At 38.3% G+C, this 19,587-nt stretch carries 14 protein-coding genes and 2 pseudogenes; 2 read left to right on the top strand and 14 right to left on the bottom strand.

Annotated features, from left to right (window positions below; genetic code table 11):
• Positions 1 to 113: 113 nt before the first annotated feature.
• Together J7J00_RS17920 and J7J00_RS17925 are read right to left on the bottom strand one after the other, a co-directional pair.
• Positions 114 to 428, bottom strand: a complete 315-nt coding sequence (locus J7J00_RS17920; RefSeq protein WP_214793024.1) for a DUF1048 domain-containing protein — start codon at positions 426 to 428, stop codon at positions 114 to 116.
• Positions 421 to 750 (bottom strand): PadR family transcriptional regulator, encoded by a 330-nt coding sequence (locus tag J7J00_RS17925; RefSeq protein WP_214793027.1) that lies wholly within the window; start codon positions 748 to 750, stop codon positions 421 to 423. The genes J7J00_RS17920 and J7J00_RS17925 overlap by 8 nt, the downstream gene beginning before the upstream one ends.
• Positions 751 to 1,469: 719 nt before the next feature.
• Between J7J00_RS17925 and J7J00_RS17930 the strand changes: the two genes are divergently transcribed.
• Positions 1,470 to 1,823, top strand: a complete 354-nt coding sequence (locus tag J7J00_RS17930; protein WP_214793030.1) for a cupin domain-containing protein — start codon at positions 1,470 to 1,472, stop codon at positions 1,821 to 1,823.
• Between the two features lie 448 nt (positions 1,824 to 2,271).
• Here J7J00_RS17930 and J7J00_RS17935 read toward each other — a convergent pair whose 3' ends face one another.
• Both J7J00_RS17935 and J7J00_RS28935 read right to left on the bottom strand, forming a co-directional pair.
• Complete coding sequence (locus J7J00_RS17935) at positions 2,272 to 2,844, bottom strand: site-specific integrase (RefSeq protein WP_194719377.1); 573 nt, start codon at positions 2,842 to 2,844, stop codon at positions 2,272 to 2,274.
• A gap of 648 nt (positions 2,845 to 3,492) precedes the next feature.
• The gene (locus J7J00_RS28935) at positions 3,493 to 3,885 is read right to left on the bottom strand and encodes a solute carrier family 23 protein (protein ID WP_214793033.1); all 393 of its coding nucleotides are present in this window, start codon (positions 3,883 to 3,885) and stop codon (positions 3,493 to 3,495) included.
• A 149-nt stretch (positions 3,886 to 4,034) separates the two neighbouring features.
• Between J7J00_RS28935 and J7J00_RS17945 the strand changes: the two genes are divergently transcribed.
• Positions 4,035 to 4,955: an SDR family oxidoreductase gene (locus J7J00_RS17945; protein WP_214793036.1), complete on the top strand. Its 921-nt coding sequence runs from the start codon at positions 4,035 to 4,037 to the stop codon at positions 4,953 to 4,955.
• Between the two features lie 490 nt (positions 4,956 to 5,445).
• Here J7J00_RS17945 and uvsE read toward each other — a convergent pair whose 3' ends face one another.
• From uvsE to J7J00_RS17995, 10 genes and pseudogenes are all read right to left on the bottom strand, one after another.
• On the bottom strand, positions 5,446 to 6,417 hold the full coding sequence (gene uvsE, locus J7J00_RS17950) for a UV DNA damage repair endonuclease UvsE (RefSeq protein ID WP_214793039.1): 972 nt from the start codon (positions 6,415 to 6,417) through the stop codon (positions 5,446 to 5,448).
• Positions 6,418 to 6,596: 179 nt separating this feature from the next.
• On the bottom strand, positions 6,597 to 7,100 hold the full coding sequence (locus J7J00_RS17955) for a PCYCGC domain-containing protein (protein ID WP_214793042.1): 504 nt from the start codon (positions 7,098 to 7,100) through the stop codon (positions 6,597 to 6,599).
• Between the two features lie 173 nt (positions 7,101 to 7,273).
• Positions 7,274 to 7,456: a hypothetical protein gene (locus J7J00_RS17960; RefSeq protein WP_286201447.1), complete on the bottom strand. Its 183-nt coding sequence runs from the start codon at positions 7,454 to 7,456 to the stop codon at positions 7,274 to 7,276.
• Positions 7,457 to 8,009: 553 nt separating this feature from the next.
• Positions 8,010 to 8,531 (bottom strand): annotated as a pseudogene (locus J7J00_RS17965) (helical membrane plugin domain-containing protein); the annotation flags it as partial.
• On the bottom strand, positions 8,524 to 11,487 hold the full coding sequence (gene fdhF, locus J7J00_RS17970; protein WP_214793048.1) for a formate dehydrogenase subunit alpha: 2,964 nt from the start codon (positions 11,485 to 11,487) through the stop codon (positions 8,524 to 8,526). The pseudogene J7J00_RS17965 and the gene fdhF, both read right to left, overlap by 8 nt.
• A 189-nt stretch (positions 11,488 to 11,676) precedes the next feature.
• Positions 11,677 to 13,557: pseudogene (gene pulA, locus J7J00_RS17975) on the bottom strand (type I pullulanase); the annotation flags it as partial.
• Positions 13,558 to 13,940: 383 nt separating this feature from the next.
• The gene (locus J7J00_RS17980) at positions 13,941 to 16,070 is read right to left on the bottom strand and encodes an ATP-dependent Clp protease ATP-binding subunit (RefSeq protein WP_214793055.1); all 2,130 of its coding nucleotides are present in this window, start codon (positions 16,068 to 16,070) and stop codon (positions 13,941 to 13,943) included.
• Between the two features lie 661 nt (positions 16,071 to 16,731).
• Positions 16,732 to 17,175: a C40 family peptidase gene (locus J7J00_RS17985; protein WP_286201448.1), complete on the bottom strand. Its 444-nt coding sequence runs from the start codon at positions 17,173 to 17,175 to the stop codon at positions 16,732 to 16,734.
• A gap of 206 nt (positions 17,176 to 17,381) precedes the next feature.
• Positions 17,382 to 18,008 (bottom strand): metal-dependent hydrolase, encoded by a 627-nt coding sequence (locus J7J00_RS17990; RefSeq protein ID WP_214793057.1) that lies wholly within the window; start codon positions 18,006 to 18,008, stop codon positions 17,382 to 17,384.
• 456 nt (positions 18,009 to 18,464) lie between these two features.
• Positions 18,465 to 19,376, bottom strand: a complete 912-nt coding sequence (locus tag J7J00_RS17995; RefSeq protein WP_214793060.1) for a hypothetical protein — start codon at positions 19,374 to 19,376, stop codon at positions 18,465 to 18,467.
• Positions 19,377 to 19,587 lie beyond the last annotated feature (211 nt).

Below are 19,587 nucleotides of genomic sequence, written 5' to 3' on the forward strand. Positions count from 1 at the left end.
AAAATTAAAAGGCATGAGCCCGGTAGATTACCGGGTTCATGCCCTAAAGGCTGCCTAAGTAAATAAAGTGTTTAACTTTTTGGGTTCACTTCAAATTCATGGCTCTCTCTCCTTTACTCAATTGAATCCCTTAATTTTTTTTTCATTTTATCCATCCATGTTTCTTCTGGAAATTCTGCTAATAATGAGTCGGCAAATTCGGCAATATCATCTCCTACTACATCTCGTACGCTTAAGCCATCCGTAGCACTATTCTCAAACATCTCTAAAATATTTTTCAAAATCTCAAACATGCCTGATCCCTTTGCAAAATTCCACATGTATTTTTCAATTGCTTTCATTGCCTTTTTGTATTCTTCTGGTAATTTATTCACTCGTTTTTTATAGGCACGATATTCTCTTTTTTCTTGCATCATTTTTTTAAACATTTCTTTTCTCCTTTATTTCATTCATTTTTTTTTCTAAAAATGTCCAACGCTCCCAAAATTCCTTTAACTCTTGTTCTCCTTTAGCGTTTAGCGTGTAAAATTTTCTCGCAGGTCCAAGCTCTGACTTTTTCTTCTCAATCTCGACGAGCCCTTTTTTCTCGATTCGAACAAGAATGGTATAGACAGTTCCTTCCACAATATCTCGAAAACCTAAATCGTTTAGGTACTTAGTTATTTCATAACCGTAAGTTTCTCCAGCATGGATCTTTTGAAGCACCACCCCTTCAAGAACACCTTTAAGCATTTCAGTTAAATCTTTCATATATCCTCCTAATAATCTACTTAGTATTACTGAGTACTACTATATAGTATTACAAAGTAGCTGTTGTGTGCAACCCATTTTTTATTTTTATTTACTTCTTTTATAGTTATGTAGTAAAACCGAACATTCTTCCCTCCTGAAAGAGGAGGGAAAAAACATCTGACTGAGGAAATTACATGAACACATCTTTATCAAAAGTCCCAGACCATATACAATGCCCCCACAAAAAAATTCCGTTCCACACTGGAAAGAAACTGAACGAAAACGGAGAGTCCACCTGGGGCGAGAAAGTGAGGAAAAACACGGAAAAGGATACGAATTAATGGCATGAGGGAACCAACAGAAACCTGACGGGACAAGAATTGGAGGAAAACAGCCTTTAGAAAACAAGATTGTATTTGATTGAAAATGAGAATGGACTTATATTAATTTACGATTGGGATTTTTTCCGATATTGGCATAAAAAAACCGAAGGTCTGCCGGGAAAAATACCGGAAAAACCTTCAGTTTTGGAAACTTATTTTTATTTAAGTACCCCTAATTTTTTCTAAGGAAGGGAACTTTTTTATAGAGACAAAAACATCGCGACTTTATTTCAAATCCACAAAAATACATCAGATTGAGTGAATTTTATAAAATGAAAAAACAAGATTACTCATTTATTCAAATTTAAAGAGAAAATTGGAAAATAAACAATTAGGTGATATCACAATTTTCCGATGGGACAAAAAGTTGAAGCAAACTTTATCGGTGATGCATACTTACAAATGATATTTACTGTTCCTACACCACTCAACACATCAGTTGGTAATGTAACCTTTGCGCCAGAAGCTCGCAATAGCGGGCATTTACACAAAGTTGGGCAAGTTTTATTGGTTCATGGTGGAGAAGGTTGGTATCAGGAAGAAGGAGCTCAATTACTTAAAACGAGTGATGTGGTGAATATTCCGCCGAATGTGAAGCATTGGCATGGTGCCACCAAAGACAGTTGGATTGTTCACTTAGCAATGGCACTGGGGGAAACGGAATGGTTAAAACCCGTAAGTGATGAGGAATTTAATAATCTAAAATAACACAACGAAAAAAAGCTGGATGACTACAGACGGATTGTCATTCAGCCTTGATTTAATAAGTGTAACAAAATCGAATTATAATAATAAATTTACACTTAACTTTATCTTATAAAGGGAATCACTCTACATAGAAAAGGCACAAAGGGTTAGCATAGGACCCAGCTAAAAATTAAAATTCCAAAAAAATGTATTAGTGAGGTTTTATGTCATTTGGTTGGCGGGTCCCCTTTTTTACCCGATCAAACTCTTATAATTTTCAAAACAAGTCTATTTTCCCAGTAAAAGGCGAGTATCCCTCTCCGACAGTACTTTCACCTCTCCACACTAATGATACCAGTTTTCGATATATCGAAATAATTTTTGTAGTGCAAGGACTCTCCTATTGCAGGATTGTGATATCAATATAAAAACACTGAGTAGTACAAGATTTGTACTCCGTGTTGTTCAGTTAATAATAGAAATCCATTAATGTTTCGTCCATTAAATCCTGTGTGAGTCCTATGTAAATCATCGTATCTTTTGGATTGGAATGATTAAGGATTTGCTGCAGTAAAGCAATATCCTTGAATTTTTGATAATGCAAATAGCCGAAAGTTTTTCGAAGAGTGTGTGTACCGACATCCGGAATGTCTGCCATTTCAGCTGCTTTGTTCAGGACCCGATAGGCCTGTACCCTAGTGATTGGACCATTTCCTTTTCGACTCGGAAATAAATACTGTTCATTTTTCAGGTTCGATTTCCGGACATACTTCCTTACTTCCTTTCGAAGTTGAGGATTGACAAGGAATCGCTTAATTTTATCAGTCTTTTGCTCCACTATGACTATATGCGTACCCTCAAGAATATCTTTCACACGCAATTGTAAAAGGTCCCCTATACGTAACCCAATGTTTATCCCGATTGAAAACATCATATAATCCCTGTAGCTGCAATATTTTAATAATGACTTTTTCATCTTTTCTATGTGATCCAACCGGCGTATCGGCTGGACATTCTTTATTCTTTGAGAGGTTGCTTGCATGAATGGCTCATTCTCCTTTCCCCTTCTTTCATTGTACGTGAACAGGTGAAAAAAAGGCAAGTTTTATAAATTTCGATACCCTTGTAAACCTTGATTTAATGCGTTTTCGAATGTATCAATAGAGGTCCTTTGTTACATTCGGAATATTCTTATAAAAGTGACCGTGAATAATGTTAAATCTAGTATTTTTCATTAACGGCATTTACAGCCTCATAGAGCGTTTTTATATCATCCTTAATGAATGACTCTAATGATTTCAACCAATGCCTTTAAAAGCTAAATATGGAGCTCGTTTTTTATCTTATCTATATTTTTGTACGAAAATGCATCATATTAAAATTCACTATTTTTAAAATATTTTCTAAAATTGTATGCATTACCCATTGCATAGAGGCCATACCAACAAAATCCGGGAAACAACGCTAAGAGTAATTTCTGTTTAAAAAAAGCCAATTTACCTGTACTAAGGAATCATCGGCCTTTAATATTATTGAATGTCACTCTAGTAACTTGATTCCAACCATTTATAATTTGACCAATCCACAAAACATTCCAGATCCAGAGCTAAAAGTACGCCCATTAACATACCATTACCGATAAGGGGACGAATATATAGAGGAATCGTAGCGAACACTTCCGCAGGAATGTTCATAATAAAGATGTCGGAGTAGCAATTCGGTATATCGTTTTAGAATTAAATTGAATATTATGCAGCGGTACCGAATAATTGTATATAGGCCATAAATAAGACAGCACTCCCTTTCCTAACAGGAATTGTCGAAAATAAGGCTCATAACGCAGGCACAAATCCAAGTAAAGTGAAAACGCTCCTCTGATTATTAAAGCTACTCGATCTAATATTTTTGTACTTTCTAAAAAACCAATAGACGAAGTATACGGTCCATATGGGATTAAACCAAGTGCAGCACCTATAATTGAAAACAATCCTGTTAGGAGAAACGTACTTTTATACATCTTGGAAGTTGCGTTTGTTTGATAGAGCTTCTCTGCTGAGCTAACCGCTGCAATCGAATTAAACACAGCACCTCCGAAGTTATGTAAAATATTGGGATGGAGTAGAAGAATTGCTGCTGTTGATGGTTCGCAAAAAATAAATTATGATGTTCGTTTATTTGCCTAAAGAATGAATTGTTCATTCATAAACTTTCAGGGATAGAGGTTTAATAACAATGGAGAGTATAATTACGAATAAGTGGACAGTGAAAGGCAAGTACGTCGTGATTACCGGGGCAACTAGCGGCATTGGGCTGGCCACAGCCAAAGAACTCGCAATTCGAGGCGCAAACCTGGGACTCGTCGCACGTAATCAGACCAAAGCGACTGAAGTAGTGAATCGAATTAAGGCATTAACCGGAAATAGCACCACAGTGGATGTGTTCCTAGCAGACATGGCTTCTCAGCAGTCCATACGTCAGGTTGCTGCCGAAATTCTGGCTAGGTGCCCGAAAGTGGATGTCTTAATCAACAATGCCGGCGCCTTGTTCGAAACTCGACAACTAACTGTCGACGGATTGGAGATGACCTGGGCGGTCAACCATCTAGCACCCTACCTGCTTACGACACTGCTCCTTGATCGGTTAAAGGAAAGTGAGCAATCACGAGTAATTACAACCGCATCCCACGGTCACAAGATGGCCAAGAAGGGGATTGATTTTGACGATCTTAGCGCCGAGCATCTCTATAGCTTTCCCAAAAAGTTCGTTGGCGGCCCTACATTTCGCTACGCGGAAACAAAGCTCGCCAACATCTTATTCACCGCTGAATTGGCGGGGCGACTGGAGGGAACCGGAGTCACAGCTCATTGCTTCGATCCTGGGCTAGTTGCCACGAACTTTAGCCAGAACAACGGACTATTGGCCCGGTTGACCATGTCCGTGATGAAGATATTCTCCCGAAGCCCTGAGAAAGGTGCCGAAACTTTGGTATGGTTGGCGGACTCAGCCGAAATTACCAGTCACAATGGCCGTTATTACACTGACATGCAAATTACAATCCCATCTGTACCCGCTCAAAACATGGACGCGGCAAAGCGTTTGTGGGAAGTAAGCAAGGAACAGATCCAGTGCTCAGACACGATTGATAAAGAGTAGTCCTATCTTACCTGAAAATAAATTAGACACCATGCAATGCTTCTGTTTGGTCAATATATTAATGGATGGTACAACAGGTAAGAGCAACATTGCTAGAATGCTGCTCTAAACTTGCTAAATCATCTCTGTTTACCCTCCATTAAAAAGCGGCCAGTAAAGTTGTTTTTCATGATTGATCTAAAAAGGTTAAGATAATTTGGGATGCAAGTCATGCTTTTGCATAAATTTTTCAACAATTTTTTAAGACTTTTTACCCTTACCTCCTTCTAAACAATTTCTCAATGAGAACGGAAATCAGATGCTTGATTAGCGATCAAGCAGTAATAGGTGCTTAATTTTATTTAAGAATTTCTAAAATCGGTCCCTGAATTACTTTTCCTCGTTTGTTGTTAGATTCATCCTTCTTAACAATAATAACATTATGTAAACAATTATTTTTGATAAAGAGAATCTTATTACTTCCCTTTGTCAAAGGCACCCCCAAACACAATTAATGAATATAAAAACTGGCATCATCTTTGATTTCTATTTCTTTGTAACTTTTCAGCTCATCCATCAACTGGAAAAGTGCTCCATCCTTTTGTTTTGCTTCAATCATGCAATCCAGCTGTAGTAAGCTTCCCTTTATTTGTTGCAAAAATTCCATGAACATTCCTGTATCCACAAAGTCAGCGTGTGCTCGAAATTCTTTATCGGACCTTGGACTTGAAATATGCATTTTAGGAGGTAGCTTGGAATTACTCCAGGTATTTAATATTCGATCCCAATGATCTTTCCAATCCTCACTTGGTAACTGATGCGCGAGGTAATGGTGATAATCAAAAACCATTGGAATCCCCAATTTCTCACATAAATAAAGGGTTTCCGACAAAGTATAGGTTGTATCATCATTTTCAAGAATGACCATTCTTTGAATCGATTCAGGAATCAAACCCCAATTATGGATGAACTGCTCTAACGCCTGTACATGCTCGCCATAACCGCCGCCAACATGCAGAACACAGCGATGCTCGGAATCCACTCCCATTTTTTTCAATAACGTATGATGCATCCTTAATGTTTTTAATGATGTCTTCAGAATATCGATATTTGTACTATTCAAGATGACGAAATGATCTGGGTGAAAATCTATCCTTATTTTTGGGTGATTTGTTATGAATGTTTTTAATTTAGCCAGTTCTCCTGAAATAGGTTCGATGTAATCCCATTCTGGAATTTCTGGATGATTGGCTAAAGGGATAAGTTTTGAAGAAAGCCTAAAGAACTGAATATTATTAGCTTCGTTATGAATCAGTAAACGCCAGCAATTATGAAGATTGGAAATTGAAATGCGTTCGAGCTTCCTTATCGCGGCATCTCTGTCCTTAATTTTCGAAAACTGAGCAAAAGTCATTGTTTGGGATGGTGAACAGTTTGGAACATGATTACTCATGGCTACATAACCAAGGCGGATTAATGTCAATGGGATAGCTCCTTTACGGTTTTATGATTATTGGAAGTATTCCCCTTTGCAATCAATATTATATATGTAAGCAACCATTCCTTCAAAAAATAAAAAAATGGCCATTTCCGAATGAATATCGGGCAAAAGCCATTTTTCCAAATATCATTTTCACGCTAGAATTTCATATTTTTTTCCCTTTACACTTCAGGGGTTGGGGTCGGTTTGGCATATCCACTTTTATATTTTTCATCGACCTTATTCCGGATCTCTTTGATGCTCATACCATCATTCAAGTCCAATATGGATTGTGCAGCTATTTCTAAGCAAACTCCGCATTTCGTCCCATGGTCATCCCAAACGACTTCACCATTTTTTTTATTTTCATGGATAAAACAATCGTAATTATTTTTATGGTTAGCTGACTCTCCACATCCGCAGTAACAAGGTATTTTTTCTAGTAAATCTTTGTTTTGAGCAACAGCTAAATAGATTGTCTTCATATCCTCAGGTTTATCAGCTAAGAAATCCGGTGCTATTTCCTTACTGCTGGTCTCCTCCTGAAGATCACCGGATACTGTATGTTCTGAATGTCCTTCATGACTGCTTTCTTTTTGAACAATTTTTTTCTCATCACTTGAACAACCTGAAAGTATTAATGAAGAGCAGATACCCAAAGTGATGGTCATTAATTTAACCTTCATTTATACACTCCTTTATCCTTTATACTCCCATTTTATGGCACGAGATGTATTTCTACAAGCATAAATGCCTTGACGTTACGACTTAGTGCATATTTTTAGATGTTTAACCGCACTTTTAAAAAAAGAGATGAGATGATATTGTCGTGAGAGCGCTACCATCTTTGTTAATTTTATTAGGCACATACCGTTAAAATATGTCTAGCTTGTTCTTCTATCTCTGTCAATATTTGATTATTTTCTTTAAACCACTGTATTAATGGGTCCACTATGTTTTCATTAATGATGTTAGCATCAGCCAATCCGTCAAGGTGGATTACAGCTGCTTGTACCGATTTTTGGAGTGGAGATTCAATCATACGAACAGACAAATCTGAACTGTGTTCCCGAGCTCATTCATTAATCTCACTATATTTTCGTTCACCACGTCAGATAAGGTGCTATTGGTTGTAGGTTTTTTTTAGCCCTTTTAAGAGAACGTCCTATTCGCACTTTTCCGCCCCTTTGTGATTAAGTGCATTTGTATTTGTTCGTTTCACTGATTGATTATATTTGTATCTAATTTAAAAATTAAAGGTTAGTGAGAAGAATATTGATAGTAATTTTATTACCTCACCTTCCAACGAAAAAAGCCGATGATTCCCTATTAGGGGAAATCATCGGCTTTAATATATATCGTTCATAATTTAACTTCCTGTTTACAGGGTTTGCGCTCAATATTCCGAATATGAACGTGCAAGGCCCTTATTTTTTACTTCTCGATAAAGTTAGCGGAATGGTTAAGAGTGAAACTCCTGCTGCAATCCAAAACCAGCTGGTATTTCGTTTTTTTCCTTTTCCGCCTTTACTGGGTATACTTGATCCGTATGATTTTCTGGTGGTCGGCCGTTCTATGTCTGCTGTTTCATTCACTTTATGCAATTGCTGATTCTCTGGTAGTTGGGTAGTTCTCTCTAAATCACTTGTATCTTCCCCCATTCCTTTAAGGAAGGTCATCAGAAAAGTCATGGCTTGTTTGACTTCTTGGTCATTCAAGGAACGCAGCATTGCTAGATAGCTTGGCTTATCAGGAGTTTTATCAGCTTCGGCCACACGGGCAATCCCTGAATTGACTTTGAGGATAAGCGGTTCAAGCTGCTGTACATTAAGTGTTCCTAACGTGCCAAGTATGAGAAGGAGATTTTTTAGCGTATTTGCCGTTTCTGGGGTGTCTGCTGTCTTGACCAGAATGTTCAGCACTTTGTCCCCTTCCTTCAACAAACTGTTAACCATTGATAATATCCCACGATCCTGCATGCCTTTCATGACTTCAAACGTTTCTTTAATCACTTCTTTATTTTCCAAAAGGGTACGCTCTATATCCTCGAGTTCAGATCTTCTTCTTTCTTCATCGCTTAAGGTGATTCGATTGATCACTTTTGTCGCTTTAGCCACGGTTCCTCTCCTCCTTTTTGATTTTCAAGAGGTCACCTGGGAATATATAATCTTCGCGGGCCCATTTTTTTTGTACTTGTACACCTATCTGTGGTTGTGGATTACCATTACGATGGTTGATGCTCGGCAATGGATTATCTCCTTTGACCCTGAGCACTTCCATTTTTGCCTGAACTTCCTTATAGGCAGGGGTATCAGTATCTTTATCTGAATGGCTGCTTGTCAATTGGTTGATTGCCCCATCACCCGAATCGTTCATTGGCAGATAAACCTCTTTACCTTTTACACGATCCGTAATCAGGCATTGCACTTTTGCATTTCCATATGGTGAAGTAAGCCGAACAAGAGTGCCATTCTCAAGCCCTCTATCTTTTGCCAATTCCCGGGATACCTCAAGGAATACTTTTGGCGTTTTGGAAGTGATGCCTTTTGATTTATAAGTCATGTTTCCTTCGTGGAAATGTTCCAACAATCGGCCATTATTCACATGGATATCAAACTCATCCCCAAAGTCAATCGGTTTTGTCCATTCTACTGGAAATAACCTTGCTTTTCCATCGGGGAAAGGAAAAGCTTCCGTGAATAAAAGCGGCGTATCTTTACCATCTGGTGCCACTGGCCATTGAAGACTTTTATAACCTTCCAAGCGTTCATAACTTACTCCAGCATATAATGGTGATAGTTTAGCTGCTTCGTCCATGATTTCACTTGGGTGCTCATAATTCCAACCTGCTCCTAACGAATTAGCTACATTCATAATGATTTGCCAATCAGGCTTTGAGTCACCCAACGGTTCAAAGACTTGATATAGACGTTGAATACGGCGTTCGGTATTCGTGAAAGTACCTTCTTTTTCGAAGCTTGGGCTTGCTGGGAGGACGACATCCGCGAATTGTGCCGTTCTTGATAAGAAGATATCTTGTACCACAAAGAAGTCCAGTTTTTCAAATGCTTCATGAACATGATTGATATTGGAATCGACCAGACCCATATCTTCACCTTTTAAGTACATTGCTTTGATGGTACCTGCATGAATCCCTTCGACCATTTCATGATTATTAAGGCCAGGGTTTTCTGGTATTTTTGCACCCCAGATGTTTTCATATTTCACGCGTACGTTTTTGTCCGTTACTTTTTCGTAACCTGGCAAGCGATCCGGCATACTGCCAAAGTCGCTGGCTCCTTGGACATTATTATGTCCGCGTAAAGGATAAGTACCTGTTCCAGGTTTACCGTAGTTGCCTGTTATGAGCAATAAATTGGAAATTGCAGTACTCGTATCGCTTCCTCCGCCATGCTGCGTAACACCCATGGCCCAAAGCGATGCAACGCTCCTCGCTTCATGAATGGCTTCTGCAAGCGTAATTAAATCTTCTTTAGCTACGCCTGTTACTTTTTCCGCATATTCCATTGTGTAAAGTTCTAAAGTCTTGATGTATTCCTCCATCCCATTTACACGATTTTTGATGAAGTCTTTATCTGTCCAACTTTTGTCGACGATATATTTAGTCACGGCTGACAGCCATATGATATCCGTTCCCGGAGCAGGCTGGATGAAGAGGTCGGAACGTTCAGCCATTTCATGCTTTCTGATGTCCGCCACAATCAGCTTCTGTTTACCTAGTTTATGGGAACGTTTGATTCTAGTAGCCAAAACGGGGTGGGATTCGGATGTATTGGAGCCTATGATCAATACAAGTTGGGACTTTTCGATATCCTTTATACCCCCTGTATCTCCGCCATATCCAACCGTTCTGAATAATCCCAAAGTAGCCGGCGTCTGACAATACCGGGAACAGTTATCCACATTATTGGTGCCAATGATTCCCCTTGCCAGCTTTTGCATTAAATAGGACTCTTCATTGGTGCATTTGGAGGACGTTATGAAAGCCATCGAATCCGGTCCGTGATACTCTTTGATTTCGGAGAATTTACGGGAAATCAATTCAAGGGTTTCTTCCCATTCAGCTTCCCTGAACGCATCCCCTTCTCTTATTAAAGGTTTTGTGAGTCTTTCTTCACTATTCACGAAATCCCATCCGAATTTCCCTTTTACACAAGTCGAAATTCCATTTGCAGGTGCCTCCACTTGCGGTTCGATTTTTAGGATTTTACGATCTTTGGTCCAAACGTCAAAGCTGCATCCTACCCCACAGTATGTACAAACCGTTTTCGTCTTCTTGATCCTTGCTTCCCTCATGGCTGATTCCATATCTGAAATCGCTAAAATCGAACCATATCCCGTTTCAACATTTTTCGTGATTTCTATCATAGGTCGAAGAGTTTGTTTAGCGATGCCGGTTAAAAATCCGGCTTCCCCTTCCATTCCTTTTTCCATCATTGCATTACACGGACAAACTGTGGAACAGTGTCCACATGACACACATGAAGATTCATTGATTGGAACATTATTATCCCAAATGACACGTGGGCGTTTAGCTTCCCAATCAATGGTCAATGTTTCAGTAACCTGTACATCTTGACAAGCTTCAACACAACGGCCGCAAAGGATGCATTGATCCGGATCATATCGATAAAATGGATTTGACCGATCCACTTCATATGGTTTTTGATCGAAAGGAACACTTTGATGATTTACCTTCATTTCCTTAACAGTATTGTGAATTTCACAAGTGCCATTATTATAATCGCAAACCGTACAATAAAGCTCATGGTTATACAATATCTTGTCCATCGCCATGACCTGTGCTTCTTTTACATCTGGTGCAACTGTATCGATTACATCCCCATCCTTGATCTTGGTGGAACAAGACCTTACAAGTTCTCCATTAACGCTCACTAAACATGTATCACATGTTTCGATAGGACCTAGGCTAGGATGGTAACAAACATTCGGGACTTCAATCGAGCTATCCGTCAGCATTTGTAAAATTGTTTGATTGCCTTCCAGGCTGGCCTCAGCACCATTGATTTTTATTTGTACTTTCTCTGGCAAAATAATCGCTCCCCTCTTAAAAAACGATAAAATTCATCATTAAGTATTTTCTACCCCCGCACATTTTTTCTCAAACTTGCGAAAGAAAATAATGGAAGACTTCATTTGACCAATAATTTTCATATCAGAAAATGAAATAAAGCCGAAGTGAGATATAGTACTCACTCACTTCGACTTTATTATCATTGGTTAGAGTTTGTTTTTTAGTACAAACGAACTTAAAGGGGCAACGGTTATCTGACTCCCTTTAACCCTTTCTATTTCTTCCAGGCCCGCCCGCTGACCATCCACTAAAACGGACCAATCACCTTCGTGGGGAAGAGATATGGTTATCGCGTCCCAATTTGCATTATGAATCACTGCAATTTTGTAATCCTTATGTTTTAAAGTAAATGCAACCGCATTTGGCGGGGCATCAATGAATTGTAATTGCTCCTCAATTTCCTCGGGTGTGCTTAACCTAAAAACAGAATGATTTTTCCTGAGCGAAATAAGTCCTTTCATATACTCCACTTCCCGATTTAACTCCGCTCTCCTTTTCCAATCCAACCGATTAATCCAATCTGAAGATTGATAGCTATTTTCATCTCCATCCTTCGTACGCATGAACTCTTGTCCAGCATGTATCATTGGAATTCCCTGTGACAGTAAGACGACGGCCGAAGCTAATTTATGCATCTGTTTCCGTACCTGTTCTGTCGCATCTGGATTAGTGATGAGAAGCTTATCCCATAAAGTATAATTGTCATGTGCTTCAACATAATTGATCACTTGATCTGGTCTTTGATATGTTGCTATATCTTCGTCATATTTCAAACCACCAGCGATCCCTTTTTTAATAATATCTTCCATTCCTGGTTTACCATTCACGAATCCTTTATCATGTTCATTCATTACAAACCCTTTTAAACCATCACGGATTGCATCGTTAAAGTGAGCGATTCCAGGCATTTTAAAAGCATTCTTTTGATTTGCTTTCAGTTCTTGGGCCAAGGGGGTATCCATATCCCAGCCTTCTCCCAAAACAATGAGGGACGGATCAATTTCTGCCAGTGCCTTTTTCACTTCATTCATCGTTTCCACATCATGAATCCCCATTAAATCGAATCGAAAACCATCAAGGTTAAATTCCTTCGCCCAATAGGTTACGGATTCAACGATGTATTTTCGCATCATTTTACGTTCAGACGCGGTATCATTTCCTACACCAGTTCCATTAGATAAGGTGCCGTCGGCGTTATAGCGAAAAAAGTAAGTGGGAACAAGTTTATGGAAGTTTGAGTCCTCCACTGAATAAACGTGATTATAAACAACATCCATGATTACTCGTAAACCGTGATCGTGTAAACCTTGAATCATTTCCTTTAACTCCCGGATCCTTACTTTTGGTTGATACGGATCAGTCGAATAAGAGCCCTCGGGAGCGTTATAATTCTGTGGATCATATCCCCAGTTATATTGTGGTTCATGCAATTTCATTTCATTGACTGTAGCAAAATCGAATATCGGGATAAACTGAACATGGGTAACACCTAGATCTTTAATATGATCAAGACCCGTTTTCGCTCCTTCTGGACCTTTGGTGCCGGCTTCAATCACTCCTAAGAATTTACCTTTATGATGGATTCCGCTTTCAGGATGAATCGACAAATCCCGTGTATGCAATTCATAAATGACTATGTCCTCAGCTTTTTCGAGAGGTGGTTTATCCCGAGTCCACCTTTCAGGGTTCGTATCAGTTAAATCTATCACGACTCCTTTATTACCATTAACAGTAACTGCACGAACATAGGGATCGACGGCTTCACTCCAGGTTTCTCCCACTCTCACTTTATATGTATAAATCAAACCATTCTGATCTCCGTTCAGCTCAATGGTCCAGGTCCCCTTTTCCGAACGAACCATCTGAATCTCCATTCCATCTGTATCATCCCAATGTTTATAAGTGACTAGCTTAGCTTCAGATGCAAGTGGTGCCCATAATCGGAATGCCGTTTTATCTTTAAGATAGGAATTTCCTAAATCTTTGCCAACATAGAAATATAGTTCATCCAATTCCGACGGGTTTACTGGATTAATATTTGCAATCGGCAGAAATTCCAACTGATTTTCCGCTTCATTATCCATAGGTTGCCGATTATTTTTATTTTCTTCTTCAAAATAAGAAAGTGAGTCTTTAATAGGTCATTCCTCCATTGCAATTCCCATTTTGGAACAGGAATTATTAATTTTTATAATCATGAGCGAATCTTCCCTTATGGTATGATTCCACAGGCAATTCCCATCAAAACATTCAATCGGCGAATTATGTCGAAAATTCAGAAATCTATATTTATTAATCGAAAGCTGCATGTCAATTAGCTGAACCTTACCTATCATTTTATGAAGAGTGAATTCAAAAAAAAAATGCCTCCATAACAGTTTTACGGTCTTGGAGGCATTTCTAGTACTCTTTATGGTGTTTTAATAATTTTCACAGAGGTATCCTCAACAATTGCAGTGAAGTTCTTAATTTCAGGCTGCTCAAAGATAAAGTCAGTGATGCCGTCTTCGAGCTGTTCTTGAAGAACACGGCGGAGCGGTCTCGCCCCGAAAGCTGGGTGATATCCGAGTTCAATTAGCCTTTGTTTCGCTTCATTAGTTACATCTAAAGATAAACCATTTGCAGCAAGGGTTTCGTCTAGCTCGTGAATCATGAGATCAACGATTTGCAGAAGATCTTCCTTCTTCAATGCCGAGAATTCAATGATGCTATCGAATCGGTTCAAGAATTCCGGTTTGAAGAAACTGCCTAAAGATTGTAGGATTGAAGCCTCTTCCACAGCTGAACTTGTACCGAATCCCATTACTTTTTGTTTCTCTCCGACCCCAGCATTACTCGTCATGATAATCACGGTATCTTTAAAAGTAACGGTCCGCCCTTGACTGTCGGTTAAGCGGCCATCTTCCATGATTTGCAGGAACGTATGCAATACATCCGGGTGTGCCTTTTCAATTTCATCCAATAAGATGATACTGTAAGGTTTGCGGCGAACTTTTTCTGTCAATTGTCCAGCTTCCTCATGCCCTACATATCCAGGAGGAGAACCGATTAATTTAGAAACACTGTGTTTCTCCATGAATTCACTCATGTCAAGTCGAATCATCGCTTCCTTGTCCCCGAACAATTCCTCAGCAAGAGTTTTCGCCAATTCGGTTTTACCTACTCCCGTCGGACCAACAAAAAGGAAAGAACCGGTAGGACGATTTTTGGATTTTAACCCTGCACGACTTCTTCGAACGGCCTTGGAAACCTTTTTGACAGCCTCTTCCTGCCCGATGACTTTTTTCATCAGCTCCTCTTGGAGATGGACCATTCTTTCTTGCTCATCTTCTTGGAGCTTACCTACAGGTATACCAGTCTTTTGTTCGATGATATTTTGAATGTCTTCAACGGTAACGTTTGGCTTAATTGCATCTTCCCCAGCCTGTAAGGACTTTTCCAGTTTTTCCTCTTCATCACGAAGAAGGGCAGCTTTTTCATATGCTTCTTCTTTTAAGGCCATTTCTTTTTCTTTATAAATTTGCACCAGACGCTCTTTCATCTTTTCTGCCTGGCCGTCTTCGATGGTCAAGTTCAATTTGGAACCAGCTTCATCCATTAAGTCTATTGCCTTATCAGGCAGGAATCGGTCTTGAATGTAGCGGTTCGAGAGTTCAACAGCCGCTTTTAGGGCTTCCTCACTATATGTTACACCATGATAAGATTCATAACTATCTTTTAAACCATGTAAGATGTCCAATGCCTCAGCCGTTGTCGGCTCATTAACTTGAACAGGCTGGAAGCGTCTTTCAAGGGCACCGTCTTTTTCAATTTTCCTATATTCGGATAAAGTGGTTGCTCCGACAAGCTGAAGTTCACCGCGTGCAAGTGCGGGCTTCAAGATATTTCCTGCATCCATTGATCCTTCGGCTGAACCCGCTCCCACAAGTTGATGAATTTCATCAATGAATAAAATAACATTTTTTCTTTCCTGCAATTCACTGATCAATTGCTTCATTCGTTCTTCAAATTGCCCTCTAATTCCAGTATTCGAAACGAGGGACGCTACATCAAGCATATATACAAGCTTATTACGTAATTTAACAGGCACTGAACCTTCAACAATCGCTAAAGCAAGACCTTCGGCAATGGCTGTTTTACCGACACCAGGTTCACCGATTAAAACGGGATTATTTTTATTGCGTCTATTTAAGACTTCAATGACACGTTTGATTTCTTCATTTCTTCCGATAACCGGATCGATAAGACCTGCTTTAGCAGCATCGGTCAAATTACGGCCATACTCCTCAAGCAATCCTGCGTCCTCGCCATGTTCAGCTGAATCCGGCTTTGGTACATCATTATAATTAAATGGATTGAATGAATTTGGAGATCCATTATATTGGAATTTCCCTGTATCCATTCCGCCCATTGCTGCTCCAAGTTTGTTTCGCTCTTCTTTATAACAAGTGGAGCACAGTTTCACATCATGCTCCTGACCATTCATATTTAGATGAACTTGAATATTTGCTTGGTTTACATGGCATTTTTCACAAAGCATGTAGTACTCCTCCTTTTAAAAATTGAATTCACTATAAATCTTTGACCTTCTTTGACTTTCTGACTTTATTATACATTGACCTTCTTTGACTTTCAATAATTTTGTCTAGGAATTTTTTTGAAAGAAAAAGAAATTCCTTCGATTTGGTTTGCTAAGCATATTAAACTATCCAATTCCAGTCAAATAAAAAGATTCTATGCATGCCTCTTAGTACATTCAGATATTATTGATTACCCACTTCAGACCTAATCTATTAACAAAACATCAATTCCCTTTTTTCCATGCCCATATGCCTCATCCCCTCTTATATTTAAAACAAAAAAAGAGACTTCATTTAAACTGCACCCCAATTGTTAGACACCATCTAACAATTGGGGTGCTATTTTTTAGACACCAAGGGCTCGGATTGGTATCATCCTGATCTATTAGATTGAAGAAATTTGCGACACTCCTGCCGAATAACTGGCTAGCCAAGATTCCACGTCGCTTGCTTTGATGAGGCTTAGCAGACAATCGGCGGAAAGGGAGCGGATTGTCTGCCAAGCAATTTGAACGTTTATAAAGAAAAAACTGCAGGGAAACTCAATTATTTCGAGTTTCCCTGCAGTCAGAGACATCATTAAGTCTCTTAGTTTTTTATATTAAGGTTGATTTCCTTCTATTATATACGTTTCGCACCAATATACTTTGGCTTCCAATAACTATTATTGGTTTTAGCGTATGAAACTCCTTTAGATGATGATGAGTGTATGAATTCATTGTTACCTATGTATATTGCCACATGTGTAGGCTTTTTCGCTTTATTTGGTGCAAAAAACATTAAGTCACCTTTTTGCAGGCTTTTAACTTTCTTTCCTTTTATATATATGTCAGCAGCGGTTCTTGGTAAATTCTTGCCAGCCTTTTGATATGAATACTTCACTAAACCGGAGCAATCAAAACCTGAAGAAGAAATGCCACCCATTTTATATTTTGTACCTAATTCACTTTTAGCCACTTTAATCGCTTTTGTATGATATGAAGCAGCTTCCACTTGGTCCCCAGCAAAAGATGCGAATACAAGCATGATAGCCAATGACAATCCGACGACAATTTTCTTAAACAAATTATTTTACCCCCTGATGTGATTTGCTAAACTTAATATACTAGAATATGCATATCACTCGCATCACAGGATCTTTACAAATATGTTACATTTAGTAGATTTAGGAAGAATGACCATATAAAACATAAAAAAAAGTCGAATCAAGTGTCCTTTCAATTTAAAGTTACTTTACCTCATAGAAAAAACAGCGGTAAGGAAACCCACTGTCAAAATTCTTTTGAGAAAAATGGAAGAAATAACTTTACCCCACGTTTGTTAAAAGGTAAACATTTCAAATCTGCAATTAAATGACTTATGTATCCTAATATACAAGTAGTGAAAATTCCGTCAATCCCCATAAAGGCTTCGAATTGATGGGCAATGATGCCAAAGAAAGCGATACCTGCAATCGAATGTGTATAACTTCTATGTGATGTAAAGGATGCTAGGATAATATAAACTCCTAACAGCCACAGCCAGTTTTCCTGCAAAGATAAACCGCCGCCTAAAACCGCTAATCCAGTCAAGGTCAGCATATGCCTTTGTCTGATGAAAGAAGAAATGATGATGATTCCGATTCCTGCCCCTACACCGATCCATTTTTCCGTTTCTGAGCCTTCCAAAAGACTATAAATGATCATTAGTATCCCAATCGTTTGTGCTATCGTTCGAATAAACTTATGTGAAAAAGTAATCCTGTTACTTAACTTCCCATCAATATCCATATCGGGCATAAGGCCTGAAACTCCCCCAATGCCAACCAAGAATAAAGTGGTGGTTGGATCTGTTTGAAGTGTGTTTGCCGTCAAGAATCCAACTGTTGCCCCTAATGCCATGTGTGCTGTACCGTTCACTGTCTCTCTCCTGTCCCACTAAGAAGTAATCTCTGTTCCCAAGAAACGAATGTTTGTTCGAACTCCTGTATTCTAACTATACAATATTTTTGGGGGAATTTCTTTATTTTTTATAAAAAAGCCGTAGTAATCAATAATTTGAGCTAATAAATCTGTTTTGTTTAGGTAATTTTCATCACTTAAAACCGCAAAATATTTTTCTGTAAATTGTAGTTTTTCAAGAAATTTTATCCAAAATATGAATATACTAATCTATAAGGGGAGTGATTCAGATAGCTTTTTTAAATGCCTTCAATAATTTTAAAAACGGGAAAAAGTCCAAGAAAATAAAGAACATGGATTTTCGGGAACAACACGTAAAGAAATCGTCTGAGCTCATTGGTAATAATGTAATTGTCCAAAATATAATTAACAATCATCTTTCCAAAAAAAATAACCACTTGTAGGGTGGTTTTTTTAATTATTATGGGAAATCGTTTCATTCTTTTCCCGCTTCTCACTCGCATCGTAAATATAGTGATACTGTAAATAGTAATCGTATATGACATTTTGCAGGATCTTAAGTAGTGATTTATCGAATGTATCGAATTCAGTTTGGTAACTATTTAAGACAGTGACAAATTTCCCGTCAATGTTTTCGAAATAATGGATAAGAAAGTTCTTGTAATATTCACTATCACTATTGCTTTTATTCGTAATGCATGGATCGCCGGTTTGAATGGATTTATCAAGCATCGCTTTGATTGATTTAGGCAGCTTTGCTTTTTTGAACTGGTTCAGGGTATAGATATCGTAGGTAAATGAGAGTCCTAATTGATTGGAATAAAAATCTACGGCACAGTCCAATGTATAGATTAAGGGTGTTTTAAAGTCCTTGCTGTTGGCAATTTCCTCTGAAATCTCCAATTGATATTCCTCGGATGTTAAATACGCAGCAAATTTCATTTTTGAACTGCTCATGCTGAATACTTCATAAACAGCTGCATCTTGTTTTTCAATTTCAATTTCGATATTAAAAAATTTAAAGTGTTTTAAACGGTAAAAAGCAATCGGTGCTAATAGGAAAAGCAATATCCAAACAAGGTAAAGAAATAACGTGTTAAAGATGATTTGATAAAATTCAGACGTCACGATCGGTTCGATGATTAACGATATCAATGTATGTTCAAAGCCCTGAGATATAGGGGGATTTGTGGCAGGAACAACGGCTTCCTCTGGCTTTTTCAAAGTTTGGATACCTAAATGAGCCATTGCAACTAGCGTATAAACAAAAATTAAAATTGTCCCAATCACATAAAATTTTGGCATGAATCCTATAATCCTGTCGAAAACAGAAATTCGCTTATCTTTCTGCTCCTCTATAGCCAATGTGGTTGCTCCTTTTAAGATTATTAATATCAGGAAAAGTCTACAGGGACTTAGAACTTCCTGGAGACTATCTATTTAATTTATATGTTTATAATTATGTGAAAATACGTAAAATTCGTATAATGATTGACATATTCCAAAATACTTTCGACGTTTTCATTAAAATTAAAAATATTTCGTCGTTAAAAATGCCCAACCTCTTCATTGAAAA

The sequence above is a fragment of the Bacillus sp. ISL-4 genome, assembly GCF_018613275.1.
Taxonomy (GTDB): Bacteria; Bacillota; Bacilli; order Bacillales; family DSM-1321; genus Peribacillus; species Peribacillus simplex_E.

Coding starts and splice junctions, on each gene's coding strand:
- J7J00_RS17920 (WP_214793024.1), bottom strand. CDS start 428: ATGTTTAAAAAAATGATGCAAGAAAAAAGAGAATATCGTGCCTATAAA.
- J7J00_RS17925 (WP_214793027.1), bottom strand. CDS start 750: ATGAAAGATTTAACTGAAATGCTTAAAGGTGTTCTTGAAGGGGTGGTG.
- J7J00_RS17930 (WP_214793030.1), top strand. CDS start 1,470: ATGGGACAAAAAGTTGAAGCAAACTTTATCGGTGATGCATACTTACAA.
- J7J00_RS17935 (WP_194719377.1), bottom strand. CDS start 2,844: ATGCAAGCAACCTCTCAAAGAATAAAGAATGTCCAGCCGATACGCCGG.
- J7J00_RS17945 (WP_214793036.1), top strand. CDS start 4,035: ATGGAGAGTATAATTACGAATAAGTGGACAGTGAAAGGCAAGTACGTC.
- J7J00_RS17955 (WP_214793042.1), bottom strand. CDS start 7,100: ATGAAGGTTAAATTAATGACCATCACTTTGGGTATCTGCTCTTCATTA.
- J7J00_RS17960 (WP_286201447.1), bottom strand. CDS start 7,456: ATGATTGAATCTCCACTCCAAAAATCGGTACAAGCAGCTGTAATCCAC.
- J7J00_RS17980 (WP_214793055.1), bottom strand. CDS start 16,070: ATGCTTTGTGAAAAATGCCATGTAAACCAAGCAAATATTCAAGTTCAT.